Source organism: Streptomyces cylindrosporus, assembly GCF_022698165.1.
GTDB classification, from domain to species: Bacteria; Actinomycetota; Actinomycetes; order Streptomycetales; family Streptomycetaceae; genus Streptomyces; species Streptomyces cylindrosporus.
The window spans coordinates 637,105-654,926 of record NZ_JALDAY010000005.1; the positions used below are offsets into that span (position 1 = coordinate 637,105).

At 68.9% G+C, this 17,822-nt stretch carries 16 protein-coding genes and 2 riboswitches; of the genes, 10 read left to right on the forward strand and 6 right to left on the reverse strand.

The window, feature by feature from the left end:
- Position 1: 1 nt before the first annotated feature.
- The 5 genes from MQP27_RS19225 to gcvT form a co-directional block, all read right to left on the reverse strand.
- The gene (locus MQP27_RS19225; protein ID WP_242766420.1) at positions 2–559 is read right to left on the reverse strand and encodes a glycoside hydrolase family 25 protein; all 558 of its coding nucleotides are present in this window, start codon (positions 557–559) and stop codon (positions 2–4) included.
- Between the two features lie 84 nt (positions 560–643).
- Positions 644–2,011 (reverse strand): L-serine ammonia-lyase, encoded by a 1,368-nt coding sequence (locus tag MQP27_RS19230; RefSeq protein ID WP_242766421.1) that lies wholly within the window; start codon positions 2,009–2,011, stop codon positions 644–646.
- 57 nt (positions 2,012–2,068) lie between these two features.
- Positions 2,069–3,331, reverse strand: coding sequence for a serine hydroxymethyltransferase (glyA, locus tag MQP27_RS19235; protein WP_242766422.1), 1,263 nt, complete (start codon positions 3,329–3,331; stop codon positions 2,069–2,071).
- 14 nt (positions 3,332–3,345) lie between these two features.
- A complete protein-coding gene (gcvH, locus tag MQP27_RS19240; RefSeq protein ID WP_242766423.1) occupies positions 3,346–3,723 on the reverse strand; it encodes a glycine cleavage system protein GcvH in 378 nt (125 codons plus the stop codon).
- A gap of 98 nt (positions 3,724–3,821) precedes the next feature.
- Complete coding sequence (gene gcvT / locus MQP27_RS19245; RefSeq protein WP_242766424.1) at positions 3,822–4,940, reverse strand: glycine cleavage system aminomethyltransferase GcvT; 1,119 nt, start codon at positions 4,938–4,940, stop codon at positions 3,822–3,824.
- A gap of 43 nt (positions 4,941–4,983) precedes the next feature.
- A riboswitch (glycine riboswitch) is annotated at positions 4,984–5,091 on the reverse strand.
- Positions 5,092–5,187: riboswitch (glycine riboswitch) on the reverse strand.
- A 180-nt stretch (positions 5,188–5,367) separates the two neighbouring features.
- Here gcvT and MQP27_RS19250 point away from each other — a divergent pair.
- From MQP27_RS19250 to MQP27_RS19295, 10 genes are all read left to right on the forward strand, one after another.
- Complete coding sequence (locus MQP27_RS19250; protein WP_242766425.1) at positions 5,368–6,036, forward strand: AAA family ATPase; 669 nt, start codon at positions 5,368–5,370, stop codon at positions 6,034–6,036.
- 67 nt (positions 6,037–6,103) lie between these two features.
- Positions 6,104–6,898 (forward strand): enhanced serine sensitivity protein SseB, encoded by a 795-nt coding sequence (locus MQP27_RS19255; RefSeq protein WP_242766426.1) that lies wholly within the window; start codon positions 6,104–6,106, stop codon positions 6,896–6,898.
- A gap of 150 nt (positions 6,899–7,048) precedes the next feature.
- Positions 7,049–7,837 carry an enhanced serine sensitivity protein SseB C-terminal domain-containing protein gene (locus MQP27_RS19260; RefSeq protein ID WP_242766427.1) on the forward strand — a complete coding sequence of 263 codons (789 nt, stop codon included), beginning with the start codon at positions 7,049–7,051 and terminating at the stop codon, positions 7,835–7,837.
- Positions 7,838–8,190: 353 nt separating this feature from the next.
- Positions 8,191–9,189, forward strand: a complete 999-nt coding sequence (locus MQP27_RS19265; protein WP_242766428.1) for an ABC transporter permease — start codon at positions 8,191–8,193, stop codon at positions 9,187–9,189.
- Between the two features lie 31 nt (positions 9,190–9,220).
- Positions 9,221–10,972: an ABC transporter substrate-binding protein gene (locus tag MQP27_RS19270; RefSeq protein ID WP_242766429.1), complete on the forward strand. Its 1,752-nt coding sequence runs from the start codon at positions 9,221–9,223 to the stop codon at positions 10,970–10,972.
- Positions 10,973–11,062: 90 nt separating this feature from the next.
- A complete protein-coding gene (locus MQP27_RS19275) occupies positions 11,063–12,073 on the forward strand; it encodes an ABC transporter permease (RefSeq protein WP_242766430.1) in 1,011 nt (336 codons plus the stop codon).
- Positions 12,070–13,152 carry an ABC transporter ATP-binding protein gene (locus MQP27_RS19280; RefSeq protein ID WP_242766431.1) on the forward strand — a complete coding sequence of 361 codons (1,083 nt, stop codon included), beginning with the start codon at positions 12,070–12,072 and terminating at the stop codon, positions 13,150–13,152. Before MQP27_RS19275 ends, MQP27_RS19280 begins: the two co-directional genes overlap by 4 nt.
- Positions 13,153–13,166: 14 nt before the next feature.
- Complete coding sequence (locus MQP27_RS19285; RefSeq protein ID WP_372511243.1) at positions 13,167–14,435, forward strand: ABC transporter ATP-binding protein; 1,269 nt, start codon at positions 13,167–13,169, stop codon at positions 14,433–14,435.
- 93 nt (positions 14,436–14,528) lie between these two features.
- A complete protein-coding gene (locus MQP27_RS19290; protein ID WP_242766433.1) occupies positions 14,529–15,920 on the forward strand; it encodes a M1 family metallopeptidase in 1,392 nt (463 codons plus the stop codon).
- Between the two features lie 35 nt (positions 15,921–15,955).
- A complete protein-coding gene (locus tag MQP27_RS19295) occupies positions 15,956–16,612 on the forward strand; it encodes a trimeric intracellular cation channel family protein (RefSeq protein WP_242766434.1) in 657 nt (218 codons plus the stop codon).
- On the opposite strand, the gene MQP27_RS19300 is transcribed toward MQP27_RS19295, so the two are convergent.
- Complete coding sequence (locus MQP27_RS19300; RefSeq protein ID WP_242766435.1) at positions 16,521–17,744, reverse strand: alpha/beta hydrolase; 1,224 nt, start codon at positions 17,742–17,744, stop codon at positions 16,521–16,523. The two genes, MQP27_RS19295 and MQP27_RS19300, sit on opposite strands and share 92 nt — an antisense overlap.
- Positions 17,745–17,822 lie beyond the last annotated feature (78 nt).

Here is a 17,822-nt window from a genome sequence, read left to right on the forward strand (position 1 = left end):
ATCACGCGTCGTCGGCCCACTCCTTCAGCGCCGCCTTGTCGGCGAAGTCCGCGACGTCCTTGTCGTGGGGTTCGCTGGTGTACTGGTGGAAGCGCCACTTGGCCTTGATGCGGGGTTTGCCGGCGGTGACGTAGTCGGCTATCCACAAGCCGTCGCCGGCGTACGATGTCGTGTCGATGTTCAGCCAGAAGTTCCTGTTGGCGTAAAGGATCACCCGGTTGTTCGGCCGCAGTTCCTTCACCTTGCGGATGAAGTGGTCCTTCTCCGCGTTGCTCGCGTGGGTGCCGGAGCTCGTCGTCTCCCAGTCGACCGCGAGGATGTCGCCGGCCTTCTCCGGGGCGTGCTTGACGAAGTACTCCGCCTGGGCGTCCAGGTTGCCGGGCCACAGGAAGTGGTAGAAGCCGACGACCAGGCCCGCGTCGCGGCCGTGCTTCGTCTGCGCCGCCAGTCGCGGGTTGACGTACGAACGGCCCTCCGTCGCCTTGATGAAGACGAAGGAGAGGCCGTCCGTGTCGTACGAGGAGGACTGGTAGGCGCTCACGTCTATGCCGCGCAGCATGGGGGTCTCCCTGAAGTGCCGGGGTGGGGACGGTAGTTGAAATTGACGTAGTTCCCACCTTGGCACGACCGATGCCGTCCCGTGTCAGCACTCGATGATGTTCACCGCAAGCCCTCCCCGGGCCGTCTCCTTGTACTTCACACTCATGTCCGCCCCGGTGTCCTTCATCGTCTTGATGACCTTGTCCAGGGACACCTTGTGCGAGCCGTCGCCGCGCATCGCCATCCGCGCCGCCGTGACCGCCTTGACCGCGGCCATGCCGTTGCGCTCGATGCAGGGGATCTGGACCAGGCCGCCGACGGGGTCGCAGGTCAGGCCGAGGTTGTGCTCCATGCCGATCTCGGCCGCGTTCTCGACCTGCTCGGGGGAGCCGCCGAGCACCTCGGCCAGCGCGCCCGCCGCCATCGAGCAGGCCGAGCCGACCTCGCCCTGGCAGCCGACCTCGGCGCCGGAGATGGACGCGTTCTCCTTGAAGAGCATGCCGATCGCGCCCGCGGCCAGCAAAAACCTCACCACCCCCTCCTCGTCGGCGCCCGGCACGAAGTTGATGTAGTAGTGCAGGACCGCCGGGATGATGCCCGCGGCGCCGTTCGTCGGGGCGGTCACCACGCGGCCGCCCGCCGCGTTCTCCTCGTTCACCGCCATCGCGTACAGCGTGATCCACTCCATGGAACGCGCCAACGGGTCGCCCTCGGCCCGCAGTTGACGTGCCGTCACCGCCGCCCGGCGTTTCACCCGCAGCCCGCCCGGCAGGATGCCCTCGCGGGACATTCCCCGGGACACGCACGCCTGCATCACCCGCCAGATCTCCAGCAGGCCCGCGCGGATCTCCTCCTCCGTCCGCCAGGCGCGCTCGTTCTCCAGCATCAGCGCGGAGATCGACAGACCCGTCTCCTTCGTCAGGCGCAGCAGCTCGTCGCCCGTGCGGAAGGGGTACTTGAGGACCGTGTCGTCCAGCTTGATGCGGTCCGCGCCGACCGCGTCCTCGTCGACGACGAATCCGCCGCCCACCGAGTAGTACGTCTTCGACAGCAGCTCCGACCCCGAGGCGTCGTACGCCCACAGCGTCATCCCGTTCGCGTGGTACGGGAGCGCCTTGCGGCGGTGCAGCTTCAGGTCGTCGTCGAAGGAGAAGGGGATCTCGTGCTCACCGAGGAGCCTCAGCCGACGCCCGGCCTTGATCTGCTCCACGCGCTCGTCGGCCGTCTCCACGTCCACCGTCCGCGGCGAGGCGCCCTCCAGACCGAGCAGCACCGCCTTGGGGGTGCCGTGGCCGTGGCCGGTCGCGCCCAGGGAGCCGTACAGCTCGGCACGTATCGACGCGACGGAGCCCAGCAGCTCCTCGCTCCGCAGCCGACGGGCGAACATGCGTGCCGCGCGCATCGGGCCGACCGTGTGGGAGCTGGACGGGCCGATGCCGATCGAGAACAGGTCGAAGACCGAGATGGCCACGGGAACTCCTCAATGCCGGGGTGGTGGGGGCACCCGACCGGTGCCCCCACCGGGGAACTACTTGTTCAGACCGGGGTACAGCGGGTGCTTGTCGGCAAGCGCCCTGACCCGGGCCGTCAGCGCCGCCACGTCGTACGACGGCTTCAGCGTCTCGGCGATCACGTCCGCCACCTCGGCGAAGTCCTCGGCCGTGAAGCCGCGGGTCGCGAGGGCGGGGGTGCCGATCCGCAGGCCCGAGGTGACCATCGGGGGACGCGGGTCGTTCGGGACGGCGTTGCGGTTGACCGTGATGCCGACCTCGTGGAGACGGTCCTCGGCCTGCTGACCGTCCAGCTCGGACTCGCGCAGGTCGACCAGGATCAGGTGCACGTCCGTACCGCCGGACAGAACGTTCACCCCGGCCGCCCGGGCGTCGTCGGCCGTCAGACGCTCGGCGAGGATGCGCGCACCCTCCACCGTACGCCGCTGGCGCTCCTTGAACTCCTCGCTCGCGGCGACCTTGAAGGACACCGCCTTCGCCGCGATCACGTGCTCCAGGGGACCGCCCTGGAAGCCCGGGAAGACGGACGAGTTCAGCTTCTTCGCGAAGTCCGACTTCGCGAGGATGATGCCGCCGCGGGGGCCGCCCAGCGTCTTGTGGGTGGTGGAGGTGACGACATCGGCGTACGGCACCGGGTTCGGGTGCAGCCCGGCCGCGACCAGGCCCGCGAAGTGCGCCATGTCGACCCACAGGTACGCCTCGACCTCGTCGGCGATCCGGCGGAACTCCGCGAAGTCCAGCTGCCGCGGGTACGCCGACCAGCCCGCGATGATCACCTTCGGCCGGTGTTCCCTGGCGAGCTTCTCCAGCTCGGCCATGTCGACGAGACCCGACTCGTCCACGTGGTAGGCGACGACATTGAACTGCTTGCCGGAGAAGTTCAGCCGCATCCCGTGGGTCAGGTGACCGCCGTGCGCGAGGTCCAGGCCCAGGATGGTGTCCCCGGGCTTGGCCAGCGCGAACAGGGCGGCCTGGTTGGCGGAGGCGCCCGAGTGCGGCTGGACGTTGGCGTACTCGGCGCCGAACAGCTCCTTGACCCGGTCGATGGCGATCTGCTCGGCGACGTCGACGTGCTCGCAGCCGCCGTAGTAGCGGCGGCCCGGGTAGCCCTCCGCGTACTTGTTGGTGAGGACCGAGCCCTGCGCCTCCATCACCGCGACCGGCGCGAAGTTCTCGGAGGCGATCATCTCCAGCGTGGACTGCTGGCGGTGCAGCTCGGCGTCGACCGCGGCGGCGATGTCCGGGTCGAGCTCGTGCAGGGGGGTGTTCAGTGCGGACATGCGTGTACGGCTCCTCAGCCGGCGTTCTGGGCGGTGTACTCGTCGGCGGAGAGCAGGTCGGAGGGCTCCTCGGTGACGCGGACCTTGAAGAGCCAGCCGCCCTCGAAGGGGGCCGAGTTCACCAGGGACGGGTCGTTGACGACGTCCTCGTTGATCTCGGTGACCTCACCGGTGACGGGGGAGTACAGGTCGCTGACCGACTTGGTCGACTCCAGCTCGCCGCAGGTCTCGCCCGCGGTCACGGCGGAGCCCACCTCGGGAAGCTGGGCGTAGACGACGTCGCCGAGCGCGTTGGCCGCGAACTCGGTGATGCCGACCGTCGAGACGCCGTCCTCGGCGCCCGACAGCCACTCGTGCTCCTTGCTGTAGCGCAGCTGCTGGGGGTTGCTCATGGCCTGAATTCTCCTGTACGCGGGGGAGTGCTGATGAATGGGGGACTACCGGAAGCGTGCGTGAGCAGCGGTGATGTGCCCTCGGGCACGCTCAAGGATTACTTCTGGCGCTTGTAGAAGGGCAGCGCCACGACCTCGTACGGCTCGTGACTGCCCCGGATGTCCACGCCGACATCGGCCGTGCCCGGCGCCGAGTGCGCCGCGTCGACGTACGCCATCGCGATCGGCTTCCCGAGCGTCGGGGAGGGCGCGCCGGAGGTGACCTCGCCGATCACCTCGCCGCCGGCCACGACCGGGTACCCGGCGCGCGGCACCCGCCGCCCCTCGGCGACCAGGCCGACCAGGACGCGCGGCGGGTTCTCCCGCGACCGGGCGGCGGCCTGCTGGAGGGCCTCGCGCCCGACGAAGTCGCCCTCCTTGTCGAACTTCACCACCCGGCCGAGCCCGGCGTCGAAGGGGGTGAGGTCGGTGCTGAGCTCGTGCCCGTACAGCGGCATGCCCGCCTCCAGGCGCAGGGTGTCCCGGCAGGACAGACCGCAGGGGACCAGGCCGGCGCCCTCGCCCGCCTTGGTCAGCGCCTGCCACAGCTCCACGGCGTGCTCGGGCTTCACGAACAGCTCGAAGCCGTCCTCGCCGGTGTAGCCGGTGCGGGCGATGAGGGCGGGGACGCCGGCGACCGTGCCGGGCAGACCGGCGTAGTACTTGAGGCCGTCGAGGTCGGCGTCGGTGAGGGACTTCAGGATGCCGGGGGACTCGGGGCCCTGGACGGCGATCAGGGCGTAGGCGTCCCGGTCGTCGCGTACCTCGGCGTCGAAGCCGGCCGCCCGCTCGACGAGCGCGTCCAGCACGACCTGGGCGTTGGAGGCGTTGGCGACCACCATGTACTCGGTCTCGGCGAGGCGGTAGACGATCAGGTCGTCGAGGATGCCGCCGTCGGCCCGGCAGATCATGGTGTAGCGGGCGCGGCCGACACCGACGGAGGCGATGTTGCCGACGAGGGCGTGGTCCAGCAGCTCGGCCGCCTGCGGCCCGGTCACCGTGATCTCGCCCATGTGGGAGAGATCGAAGAGCCCGGCCCTGGTCCGCACGGCGACGTGCTCGTCGCGCTCGGAGCCGTAGCGCAGCGGCATGTCCCAGCCGGCGAAGTCGGTCATCGTCGCGCCCAGCGAGCGATGCAGGGCATCGAGCGCGGTACGGCGGATTTCGGTACTGCTCATCGGACGGATGTCTCCCAAGGCATGACGGCACGGGCGAGGTCGTTCCTCCCCATCTGTCATCGGAACCTGAGAGGTTCGCCATGACCACGCGGGACACGGCTTGCACCTTGGGTGGGACCACCGGGAACGGCGGCCCGCTTTTCAGATGTGCCTCGCCCGCGCGGTAACGGGGCCTGAGAGATTCAAGGGAGGGACTTGCTCCTTCGGCGCCCCGACCAGAGGTCGAGGACTCTCCCGCGCGGATTCGAACGGCCGATATGCAGTTGGCGCGCACATCATTGCACGCATCCGGGGCATACGGCAGGGCCGCATCTGTAACCGGCCTGTGGCAGGACGATCACGAAAACACGAGACACCGCGCATTACCTTCTCTTTACACTCGACGGGGATGGGACTCCGTACCCGGCCCCAGGGGAGGACGATCACGGTGAACAGGACCACCGCCTACGCCACGACCTCGGTTCTCGCGCTGCCCAAGCAGCCCGCGGCCCCGGCCCGCGAGCACTGCGGCGAGCGGCCGGCACCGGTGGTCCGCGACCTCCGCGACCGGTCCGGCCGCAGCCCGCACGCACTGCTGTTCGGCCCCCGCGACCTGGTCGTCGTCACCGGCCTGCCCGGCAGCGGCAAGTCCACGCTGATGAGCCGCGCGGTCAAGGGCGTACGCATCGACTCCCAGGACACCCGCGACCGCTGGGACGCCCGCGCCCCCGGCTTCCTTCCCTACGCCGTCTACCGCCCCCTGGTCCGCCTCGCCCACTACGCCGGGCTGCACCGCGCCCTGCGCGGCGGCAAGGGCGTCGTCGTGCACGACTGCGGTACGCAGGCCTGGGTGCGCGACTGGCTGGCCCGCGAGGCCCGCCGCCGCGGCGGCACCCTGCACCTGCTGCTCCTCGACGTCACGGCCGGCGCGGCCCTGGCCGGGCAGCGCGAGCGCGGCCGGGGAGTGTCGAAGTACGCGTTCCTGCGTCACCGGCACGCTGCCGCCCGGCTGATCCGCCAGGTCGAGCGGGGCGACCTGCCGGCCGGCGTGGGCTCGGCGGTGCTGCTCGACCGGGACGCGGCGGACGTGCTGCGCCGGATCGGCTTCACGGGCTGACCGCACTCCCTCCTCACCCGTTAGCCTTTTGGCCACATCAGCGGTTCACAGCAGGCGGTCGGAACAGATGGACTTCCCAGCGGATCTCCCCGCGGACTTTCCCATGCAGGCGCACCCCCATCCGCACGGCGGATGGCCCGGCAACGAGCTGGAGGAGGTGCTGTCGGCCTCCCTCGGCATACCCGCGGCGGGCGGCCGGATCATCGAGGTGCTCGGCCGCAGCTTCCTGTGGATCCCGCTGCCCAGCGGCGGCGGCCCGCACAGCGGCCCGCTCGACCTGCCCACGCTGGAGATCGACGGCCAGGCGTACGTGCCGGTCTTCAGCTCCGAGGAGCAGTTCCGCCAGGTCGTCGGCGGCCACATGTCGTACACGATCGCCCCCGCCGTCGAGTTCGCCCGCGGGCTGCCCCCGCAGGTCGGCCTGGCGATCAACCCCGACGGCGTGGTCGGCGTGCCGCTTCCGCCCGCCGCGGTCGCCGAGCTGTGCCGGGTGGGCCGCACCCCCCTCGACGGCCCCTCCTCCGGCGGCCGGGTCAAGCTGTACGAACCGGACTGGCAGGACGACCCGATCGACTTCCTGGCCGCCGCGTCGGCCGAGTTCGCGGAGACCGGCGTGGTCACCACGGCCCGCCGCTGCCTCGCCGCGATCGAGACCGCGGACCCGGTCATGTTCATCGGCGTCGAACTCTCCCAGTGGGAGGGCGACCTGCGCGCCCTGCCCCTGCAGGCCCTGGAGCGCGCGGTGACAAGGATCCCCACCCAGTGGCCGGTCAACCTGGTTCTCCTGGACGTAACGGAAGACCCAGTAGCGAACTGGATGCGAGACCAGGTACGCCCCTTCTATACAAGGGACCACTTCTAGACGCCGTCCCGGTGGCCGACCTGAAGGGGCGCGGGGAACTGCGCGACCAGCCACCCGCGACCCGCACACGCGAACGCACACCAGGCCCCCACCCATTGGGCGCTTAAACTCGTCCCATACGCGGGGCAACCACAAGAAGGGGCGGTACACGTGAGCGCCAGCGGCACCACGACCGGCCAGGTCGAGCACATGCTGCGCCAGGTGACGCCGGGGCGCTACGACGCCTACGAGGCACTCCTCCGCGCCCTCGCGACCCCCGGCCAGGGCCAGATCTGGATGCTCCTGTGGCACGGTCAGGCGGGCTCCCCCGACGCCCAGTACGGAAACATGGACGTCGACGGCTACGGCTACGCCCCCTGCGTCACCTCCGCCCAGGAACTGAGCGCCAGCGGCTGGAACCGCTCGTACGAGGTGGTCGACGGTCTCGACGTGGCCCGCACCCTCTACCCCGACCACTTCGGCCTCTGGCTCAACCCGCACGCGCCCGGCGGCGGCGTCGGCATCCCCTGGCTCGACCTGCGCCGCATCGCCACCGGCCTGGAGCGCCAGCCCGCCGGCCCCCTGAGCCTGTCGGAACCGGCCATCGAGATCCCGCAGTTCTACGCCCTGCTCGCGCAGAACGCCCACCGCACCCCGGCCGTCCGCTCGCTGCGCCGCGCCTGGGTGCAGCCGGCGCTCGGGGCGCCGTATCTCGCGATCGGTCTGGATGTATACGACGCCAGCCCGCCGGCGGTCGACTCGGTGCGCGCGATGATGCAGCAGTCCATCGGCGCGGTCCCCGACGGCCTGCCCGTGTCGACCGTCGCGATGTCCGACGAGTACGACCCGGTCGCCCTCTGGATGCGGGCCGCCGCCCGTCCGTTCTACGACCGCGAAGCCCACGCGCCGGCCGCCCCGGCGGCCGGGTACGGGTACCCGCCGGCCCACGGCGGTTACTGAACCGAGGTCAAGCAACAGGAAAATCTGTGGTCGGCGATGGATCTTCGCGCGTAGACGTTCGGTGCGGGCAGTCGATTCGTAACCCACCGGTCACACTGACTCCGTCCGGCACCCGTAGATGGCCGTCCGGATAACGGAATCCCCCAGTCGGCATCACGGTTGCGCATACTTTCTCCATCAGACCTGGCGCGTGATCGCGAGCGCGTTGAAGACTCCCCTCCAGACACGAGGTCATCGATCCTGTGAAGCGGGTACCGACCGGTATCGATCCAGGGATCAGCAGGTAAGAGAACCAAGCCGCCCACCGCGGCGGACAAAGGCCGGTCACCACCGGCGAGAGGGGTCAGGTCATTGTGACCGCACCGATCGAGACCACGGGGGCGGAAGCCGGAGCGCAGCCCGAGGCCGTGCTCGCCGGGGCCAAGAAGGGCCAGATCGAAGGCCGTTCGCTCACCCAGATCGCCTGGACCCGTTTCAAGCGGGACAAACTCGCGGTCGCCGGCGGCATCGTCGTCATCTGCCTCACGCTGATGGCGATCCTCGCCAAGCCGATCGAGTGGGTCTTCAACCTCGACCCCGACAAGTTCAACCAGGACCTCATCGACCCGGCGCTGCTGTCGCCCAAGGGCGGCTGGGGCGGCATGAGCTGGGACCACCCGCTCGGTGTCGACCCGCAGTACGGGCGCGACATGCTCGCCCGCATCATCGACGGTTCCTGGGTGTCGCTCCTGGTCGCGGGCGGCGCCACCCTGCTGTCGGTGATCATCGGCACCGTCCTCGGCATCATGGCCGGCTACTACGGCGGCTGGATCGACAGCATCATCAGCCGCCTGATGGACACCTTCCTGGCCTTCCCGCTGCTCCTGTTCGCCATCGCCATCTCGGCCTCGGTGCAGGACGGTTTCTTCGGCCTCAACGGCCTGCCGCTGCGCATCAGCGTCCTGATCTTCGTGATCGGCTTCTTCAGCTGGCCGTACATCGGCCGCATCGTGCGCGCCCAGACGATGACCCTGCGCCGGCGGGAGTTCATCGAGGCCGCCCACAGCCTGGGCGCGCGTGGCCCGTACGTCCTGTTCCGAGAGTTGCTCCCCAACCTCGTCGCGCCGATCCTCGTCTACTCGACGCTGATCATCCCGACGAACATCCTCTTCGAGGCGTCGCTGAGCTTCCTCGGAGTCGGCATCGCTCCGCCGCAGGCCTCCTGGGGCGGCATGCTCAGCAACGCCGTGGATCTCTACACAGCGGATCCGCAGTACATGTTCGTGCCCGGTCTGGCGATCTTCATCACCGTCCTGGCATTCAACCTGCTGGGTGACGGGCTGCGTGACGCACTCGACCCTCGCAGCAAGTGATCCACCGATAGAGATAGAGGGGCTTCCTCACGTGAAGACGAGAAGGGTGACCGCCGCCGTCGCGTCGGTCCTGGCGCTCTCGCTGGGCGCTGCCGCATGTGGCGGCGGTGGCGGCAACAACAGCAGTGGTGGTGGCAACGCCAAGAAGGACGCGGCGCTGACCTCCATCGTCAACGCGTCGAGCAAGAAGGGAGGGACGGTCAACCTCGAAGAGTCGGACGTGCCGGACTCGCTCGACCCGGGCAACACGTACTACGGCTTCGTGCAGAACTTCTCCCGCCTCTACGCGCGTACGCTCACGACGTTCAAGCCGGCCGCCGGCAAGGCGGGCCTCACGGTCGTCCCGGACCTCGCCGACTCCCTCGGCAAGGCCAGCGCCGACGCCAAGACCTGGACGTACCACCTGCGCTCCGGCCTGAAGTACCAGGACGGCACGCCGATCACGTCCAAGGACGTCAAGTACGCCATCGAGCGCTCCAACTTCGCGCCCGAGGCCCTCTCCAACGGCCCCACGTACTTCAAGCAGTACCTGGTCGGCGGTGACAAGTACCAGGGTCCCTACAAGGACAAGTCGGCCACCGGCCTGAAGTCCATCGAGACCCCGGACGACCAGACGATCGTCTTCAAGCTGAACCAGCCGTTCGCCGACTTCGACTACCTGGCGACGTTCTCGCAGACGGCCCCCGTCCCGCAGGCGAAGGACGACGGCGCCAAGTACGTCCAGCACATCGTGTCCTCGGGCCCGTACCAGTTCCAGTCGTACGAGGAGGGCGCCAGCGCCGTCCTGGTCCGCAACAAGAACTGGGACCCGAAGACGGACCCGATCCGCAAGGCGTACCCGGACAAGATCTCGGTCAAGTTCAAGGTCAACGCGGTGACGGTCGACAACGACCTGCTCGCCGACAAGATCACGGCCGACCTCGCCGGCACCGGTGTGCAGCCGCAGACCCAGCCGAAGGTGCTGACCGGCAAGAACGCCAAGTCGACGGACAACTCGTACGCGGGCGCCCTGCAGTACCTGGCGCTGAACGTGAACGTGAAGCCGTTCGACAACGTCAACTGCCGCAAGGCCGTGCAGTACGCGGTGAACAAGCAGTCCGTCCTCGACGCCGTGGGCGGCTCGCCCAAGGGTGACGTGGCCTCGACGCTGCTGCCGCCGAACGTCAACGGCTACACCAAGTTCGACACCTACCCGACCGCCGGCAACAAGGGCGACGTCGCGAAGGCCAAGGCCGCGCTCAAGGCCTGCGGTCAGCCGAACGGCTTCTCGACCACGATGACGGCCCGTTCGGACCGTCCCGCCGAGGTCGCGGCCGCCACGGCCGTCCAGAACTCGCTGAAGGCCGTCGGCATCAAGGTCGACATCAAGCAGTTCCCCTCCGGCAAGTACTTCTCCAACTTCGCCGGTGTCCCGAGCTACGTGCACGACCACAAGCTCGGCATCCTGTCGATGGCGTGGGGCTCCGACTGGCCGACCGGCTACGGCTTCCTGGAGCAGATCGTCGACGGCGGCGCCATCAAGCCCTCCGGTGGCACCAACCTGATGGAGCTGAACGACCCGGCGATCAACAAGGCCCTGGCCACCGCCATCGCCAACACCGACGCCGCCGCTCGCACCAAGGCCTGGGGCGACATCGACAAGATGGTCATGGACAACGCGTCCGTGGTCCCGCTGTTCTACCGCAAGAACCTGCTGTACAGGCCGGCGTCCGCGACGAACGTCACCGTGACGCAGGCGTACCTCGGCATGTACGACTACCTGCTGCTCAGCTCCTCGAAGTAGCAGCAGGCCGGATACCCCTGAAAGGCAGGTGAAGGCACCGGGTGGCCGGGACGGACCAACTCCGTCCCGGCCACCCGGAGCCGGACAGCTGTGGCTGCGTACATCATCCGACGCGTCTTCGGCGCTCTGGTACTGCTGCTGGTGGTCAGCGCGGTCACCTTCGGCATCTTCTTCCTCGTCCCCCGCCTGGGCGGACAGACGGCCACCCAGCTGGCCACCCAGTACGTCGGCAAGGACGCCAACCCCGAGTCCATCGCCGCGATCAAGAAGAACCTGGGCTTCGACCAGCCCATCTACATCCAGTACTGGGACTACCTCAAGGGGCTCTTCGTCGGCGCCGACTACAAGTTCGGCCCCGATGCGACGCACTGCAGCGCGCCCTGCTTCGGGTACTCCTTCAAGAGTCACATCGAGGTCTGGCCGCAGCTCACGCAGCGCATCCCGGTCTCCTTCTCGCTGGCCGTCGGGGCGGCCGTGATCTGGGTGATCTTCGGTGTCACCATCGGTGTCATCTCCGCGCTGCGCAAGGGCAAGCCGGTCGATCGCATCTCGATGTTCATCGCCCTGGCCGGCGTCTCCCTCCCGATCTTCTTCACCGGACAGATCCTCAGCGGGCTCTTCGTCTATCAATGGCCCGTCTGGGACAGCACCGACTACGTGCCCTTCACCCAGAACCCGGCCGACTGGGCCTGGCATCTGCTGCTGCCCTGGATCAGCCTCGCGTTCCTCTTCTCCGCCCTCTACGCCCGGCTCACCCGGGCGGGCATGCTGGAGACCATGGGCGAGGACTACATCCGCACGGCCCGGGCCAAGGGACTCAAGGAGTCGGTGGTCGTCTCCAAGCACGGCCTGAGGGCCGCGCTCACCCCCATCGTCACCATCTTCGGCATGGACTTCGGTACCCTCGTCGGCACCGCCGTCCTGACCGAGACCGTCTTCTCCCTGCAGGGCATCGGGGCGTACTCGATCCAGGCGATCCGCGACAACGACCTGCCCATCGTGATGGGCGTGACCCTCGTCGCCGCGTTCTTCATCGTCTTCTGCAACTTGATCGTCGACCTGGTGTACGCCGCCATCGACCCCCGCGTGAGGTACTCGTGAGCAAGCTCGAAAAGGCGGCCCTCGGCGAAGTCGCCACCGACGCCGCCCCGCCCGACGCCGACGCGTTCCTCTCCGTCCGCGATCTGCGCATCCACTTCGACACCGACGACGGCCTGGTCAAGTCCGTCGACGGGGTCAGCTTCGACGTGCGCCGCGGCAAGACGCTGGGCATCGTCGGCGAGTCCGGCTCCGGCAAGTCGGTCACCTCGCTCGGCGTGATGGGCCTGCACCGCTCGGCCAACGCCAAGGTCACCGGCGAGGTCTGGCTGGACGGCCAGGAGCTGATCGCCGCCGACCCGGACGACGTACGCCGGCTGCGCGGCCGCAAGATGGCGATGATCTTCCAGGACCCGCTGTCGTCGATGCACCCGTACTACACGGTCGGCGCGCAGATCGTGGAGGCGTACCGGGTCCACCACGACGTCAGCAAGAAGGTCGCCCGCACCCGGGCGATCGAGATGCTGGACCGGGTGGGCATCCCGGAGCCGAACCAGCGCGTGGACAGCTACCCGCACGAGTTCTCCGGCGGTATGCGCCAGCGCGCGATGATCGCGATGGCGCTGGTGAACAACCCCGAGCTGCTCATCGCCGACGAGCCGACCACCGCCCTGGACGTCACCGTGCAGGCGCAGATCCTCGACCTGATCCGGGATCTGCAGAAGGAGTTCGGCTCCGCGGTCATCATGATCACGCACGACCTCGGTGTCGTCGCCGAGATCGCCGACGACCTGCTCGTCATGTACGCCGGGCGGCCCGTGGAGCGCGGTCCGGCCGAGTCGGTCTTCGCCGAGCCCCGCCACCCCTACACCTGGGGCCTGCTGGGCTCGATGCCGCGGCTCGACCGTGAGGACACCGACCGGCTGATCCCGATCCAGGGCTCCCCGCCCTCGCTGATCAACGTCCCGGAGGGCTGCCCCTTCAACCCGCGCTGCCCGTACGCCGACATCCCCAAGGACAACGTCACCCGCACGGTCCGCCCCGAGCTGACCGAGGTGGGCAGCCGGCACTGGGCGGCCTGCCACATGACGCAGGAGCAGCGGGAGCGTATCTGGACCGAAGAGATTGCGCCGAAGCTGTGAGCGACGAAAAAGAAGTGAGCCTCCCCGCGCAGAGCGACGGCGCCACCCTCACCAAGGGCACCGGCGCCGGCGAGCCCCTGCTGAAGGTGACCGGGCTGCAGAAGCACTTCCCGATCCGCAAGGGCCTGCTCCAGCGGCAGACCGGCGCGGTGCGCGCCGTCGACGGCCTCGACTTCGAGGTCCGCAAGGGCGAGACCCTCGGTGTGGTGGGCGAGTCCGGCTGCGGCAAGTCCACCATGGGCCGGCTGATCACCCGGCTGCTGGAACCGACCGGCGGCAAGGTCGAGTTCGAGGGCCAGGACATCACGCACCTCGGCGTGGGCGGCATGCGTCCGCTCCGCCGTGACGTGCAGATGATCTTCCAGGATCCGTACTCCTCGCTGAACCCCCGGCACACGATCGGCACGATCGTCAGCGCCCCCTTCAAGCTCCAGGGCGTCGAGCCCGAGGGCGGGGTGAAGAAGGAGGTCCAGCGGCTGCTGTCGGTGGTGGGCCTCAACCCCGAGCACTACAACCGCTATCCGCACGAGTTCTCCGGCGGCCAGCGCCAGCGCATCGGCATCGCCCGCGCGCTCGCCCTGAACCCGAAGCTGGTCGTCGCGGACGAGCCGGTCTCCGCGCTCGACGTGTCGATCCAGGCCCAGGTCGTCAACCTGCTGGACGACCTCCAGTCGGAGCTCGGCCTGACGTACGTGATCATCGCGCACGACCTCTCGGTGGTACGGCACGTCTCGGACCGGATCGCGGTGATGTACCTCGGCAAGATCGTCGAGCTGGCCGACCGGGACTCGCTGTACAAGGCGCCGATGCACCCGTACACCAAGGCCCTGATGTCGGCGGTGCCGATCCCGGACCCGAAGCGCAAGGCGGCCAAGAGCGAGCGCATCCTGCTCCGCGGTGACGTGCCCTCGCCGATCTCCCCGCCGAGCGGCTGCCGCTTCCACACGCGGTGCTGGAAGGCGACGGAGATCTGCAAGACGACCGAGCCGCCGCTCCTGGAGCTGAAGCCCGGCCAGCAGGTCGCCTGCCACCACCCGGAGAACTTCGAGGACCAGGCCCCACAGGACACGGTGCTGCTGAGCGTGGCCAAGGAGGCGGCCACGCTGGTGGCCGACGAGGTGCTGGCCGAATCTGCGGCGACATCGGCGGCGGTGGCAGCTGAGGTCGGTGAGTCTGCCGACCCAGGGGCGCGGGGAACTGCGCGACCAGCCCCCACCGACCCGCAGCCGACCGACGAGCCCACCGAACCGGAAGACGACCGTCAGGAGTCAACCGACAAGTAACGCATGACAAGTTGGTAAAGTCATGCACATGCCCGAACGGGAGGGTAAAGAGTCGTCCGTGTCCGACTTATCGGCACACCGAAGGGACGACCCGTGAAACTCTCCCGTTCGGCACGCTTAGGAGCCGTCGTCACCGCGGCGGCTTCTTTCATGGTCATCGCCGCCTCCTCCGCCCCGGCCCCCGGCGCCCCCGGCACAGGCGACCCCTACTTCCCGCTCCTGGGCAACGGCGGCTTCGACGCCCGCCACTACGACCTGAACGTGGCGTACAACCCGGACACCGACCGCCTCGACGGCCGTACCACCCTCACCGCGCACGCCACCCAGAGCCTCACCTCCTTCGACCTGGACCTGCAGAAACTGGAGGTCACCAGAGTCGAGGTCAACGGCAGACAGGCCCAGTTCACGCGCGACGGCGACGAACTGCGCATCACGCCCAAGGGAGTTCTCCCCAAGGGCCGGGACTTCACCGTCACCGTCACCTACGGCGGCGTCCCCGAACCCCTCAGCGGCCCCATCGTGTTCGGCTCCGACTACGGCTGGATGAAGACCACCGACGGCGTCTTCGTCGCCTGCGAACCCAACGCCGCCTCCACCTGGTTCCCGTCCAGCGACCACCCCGACGACAAGGCCACCTACGACATCCGCATCAAGGCCCCCAAGGGCCTGACCGGCGTCTCCAACGGCCGGCTCGTCTCGACGTACGACAAGGGCGACTCGACGTACGCCCACTGGCGCGAGAGCAAGCCGATGGCGACCTATCTCGCGACCGCCACCATCGGCAAGTTCGACGTCAAGACCGGCAAGACACCTGCCGGAACGCCGATATACGTCGCCATCGACCCGGTGCTCGCGGGCAGCAACAGCGTGGACGTGTACGCCGTCACCGCCGCCGCCACCGACTACTGGTCGCAGGTCTTCGGTCCGTACCCCTTCGAGGAGACCGGGGCGATCGTCGACGACATGCCGCAGGCCGGCTTCTCGCTGGAGGTGCAGAGCAAGCCCGCGTACTCGGCGGTCCGCAGCGAGACCACGATCGTGCACGAGCTGGCCCACCAGTGGTTCGGCGACTCGGTGTCGGTGGAGCGCTGGAAGGACATCTGGCTCAACGAGGGCTTCGCCACCTACGCCCAGTGGCTGTGGGCCGAGCACCAGGGCACCCGCAGCGCCCACGACTCCTTCCTGGCCGCCTACGACTCCCGCGCCGCCGACAACCCCTTCTGGCAGATCACCGTCGCCGACCCGCAGCGCGACACCATGTTCGCCTCCGCGGTCTACCAGCGCGGCGCGATGACCCTGCAGGCCCTGCGGGAGCGGATCGGCGACACCGCCTTCTTCAAGCTGCTGCCGACCTGGACGAAGATCCACCGGTACGGCAACGCGAACACCGCCGACTTCATCCGCCTCGCGGAGAAGATCTCCGGACAGCAGCTGGACGACCTGTTCCAGAAGTGGATCTACACGACGGGCAAGCCCGCCCTGTGACCGGCCCGGCAGCGGCCCCCGAGTAAGAATGTGGGGTGCTTCAGCAACTCTTCAGCCCCTCCGTCCAGCACACGCTCGACCTCGTCGGCATCTTCGTCTTCGCCATCTCCGGCGCGCTGCTGGCCGTCCGCAAGAACTTCGACGTCTTCGGCATCGCCGTCCTCGCCGAGGTCACCGCGCTGGGCGGAGGGCTGTTCCGGGACCTGGTGATCGGCGCCGTACCGCCGGCCGCCTTCACCGATCTCGGCTACTTCCTCACCCCGATGCTCGCCGCGCTCCTGGTCGTCTTCCTGCACCCGCAGGTGGAGCGCATCCAGGTCGCGGTGAACGTCTTCGACGCGGCCGGCCTCGGCCTGTTCTGCGTCGCCGGGACGACGAAGGCGTACGAGTACGGGCTGAGCCTCACCTCGTCGGCCACGCTGGGCCTGGCCACCGCGGTCGGCGGCGGCGTGCTCAGGGACGTACTGGCCAACGAGGTGCCGTCCCTGCTGCGCTGGGACCGCGACCTGTACGCGGTCCCCGCGATCGTCGGCGCCACCATGGTCGTCCTGTGCATCCGCTACGACGCCCTCACCCCGTTCACCAGCGGGCTCGCGGTGGTCACCGCCTTCGTCCTGCGCCTGCTCGCGATGAAGTACCACTGGCGAGCGCCGCGTGCGTGGAACCGCCGGTCGACGGTTCGCGAGGAGTAGAGCTCCCGGCGTGCGCCCGGTGCTGGCCCATCTCGACCGACAGCCAGCGGAAGGAGGGGACCACCTGCGGCCGCCACAGCGCCATGGTGTGCCCGCCCGCGCTCTTCGGGATGTAGACCACGTGCACGGTCGTCGGCGCCTTCGCGGTCTCCTCCAGGGCGACCGCGGCCTCGTAGCCGTCGTGCGGCTGCCCGGAGAGGTAGAGCGCGATCCGCGGCGGGGTGAGCTTCTTCTTCAGCAGCAGGTACGGGTTGTTCTCCTCGCGCAGCGTCAGGTTCTGCGCGGCCAGCGAGTTGCGCTCGCCGATCGGGTCGTTGTAGCCGGACATGCTCACCGCCGCCATGTACCGGTCGGGGTGCGCCACGGCCAGCTTCACCGCGCAGTGCGCGCCCGCCGAATAGCCGGACACCGCCCAGCCGTTGGGCGCGGGCAGGGCGCGGAAGTTGTCCATGACCATCTTCGGTACGTCGATGCTGAGCCAGCTGTCGGCGTTGACCGTGCCCGGGATGTTCGCGCAGCCGGTGTCCACTCCTGCCAGCAGGTTGGTGCGCGGCGCGACCAGGATGAACGGGGCGACCTCGCCGCTGCGCATCAGCGGGGCCAGCTGCTGGGTCGCGTGCATCGAACCGAACCAGGCCTTCGCCGAGCCGGGGTAGCCGGGCAGCAGTTCCACCACCGGGAACCTGTGGTGCGCGTACTTCGGCTCGTCGTACTGCGGCGGCAGCCAGACGTAGACCTCGGCGTTGACGCCCGAGACCCGGCCCTTGAGCTGGGTCTCGCGCACTCCGCGCATCCCCGGCCCGCTGGCCGCCGTGAAGTCCTGCTTCACCTTGGGCAACCGTTTCAGCGCTATTCCGCCGGTGCCGTCGGCGCCAAGGTTGGCGGCCTGTTGTACGTGGTTGCCCGTGCCGAGCAGGTCGGCCCAGTTGTCGTAGAGACTGTTGGCGTTGTTGACGAGGACGAAGACGAGCGCGACCGCCGTCCCCTGGGCGAACAGCAGCATCAGCATGCGGGCCGCCAGGCGCAGGGCTTTTGGCCCGCGCATCCGTGACCACAGGACCAGCGGCACGACGATGGCGATCGCGAACAGCACGATCAGCGTGTAGAGGAACGGAGTCCCGGTGAGGCTCATGTCCCCATAGAGGGGCCGGGAGGGCTTCGGGTTGAGGACGAGTTCGGACACTTACCAAGAAATTGCCGGGATCTCACC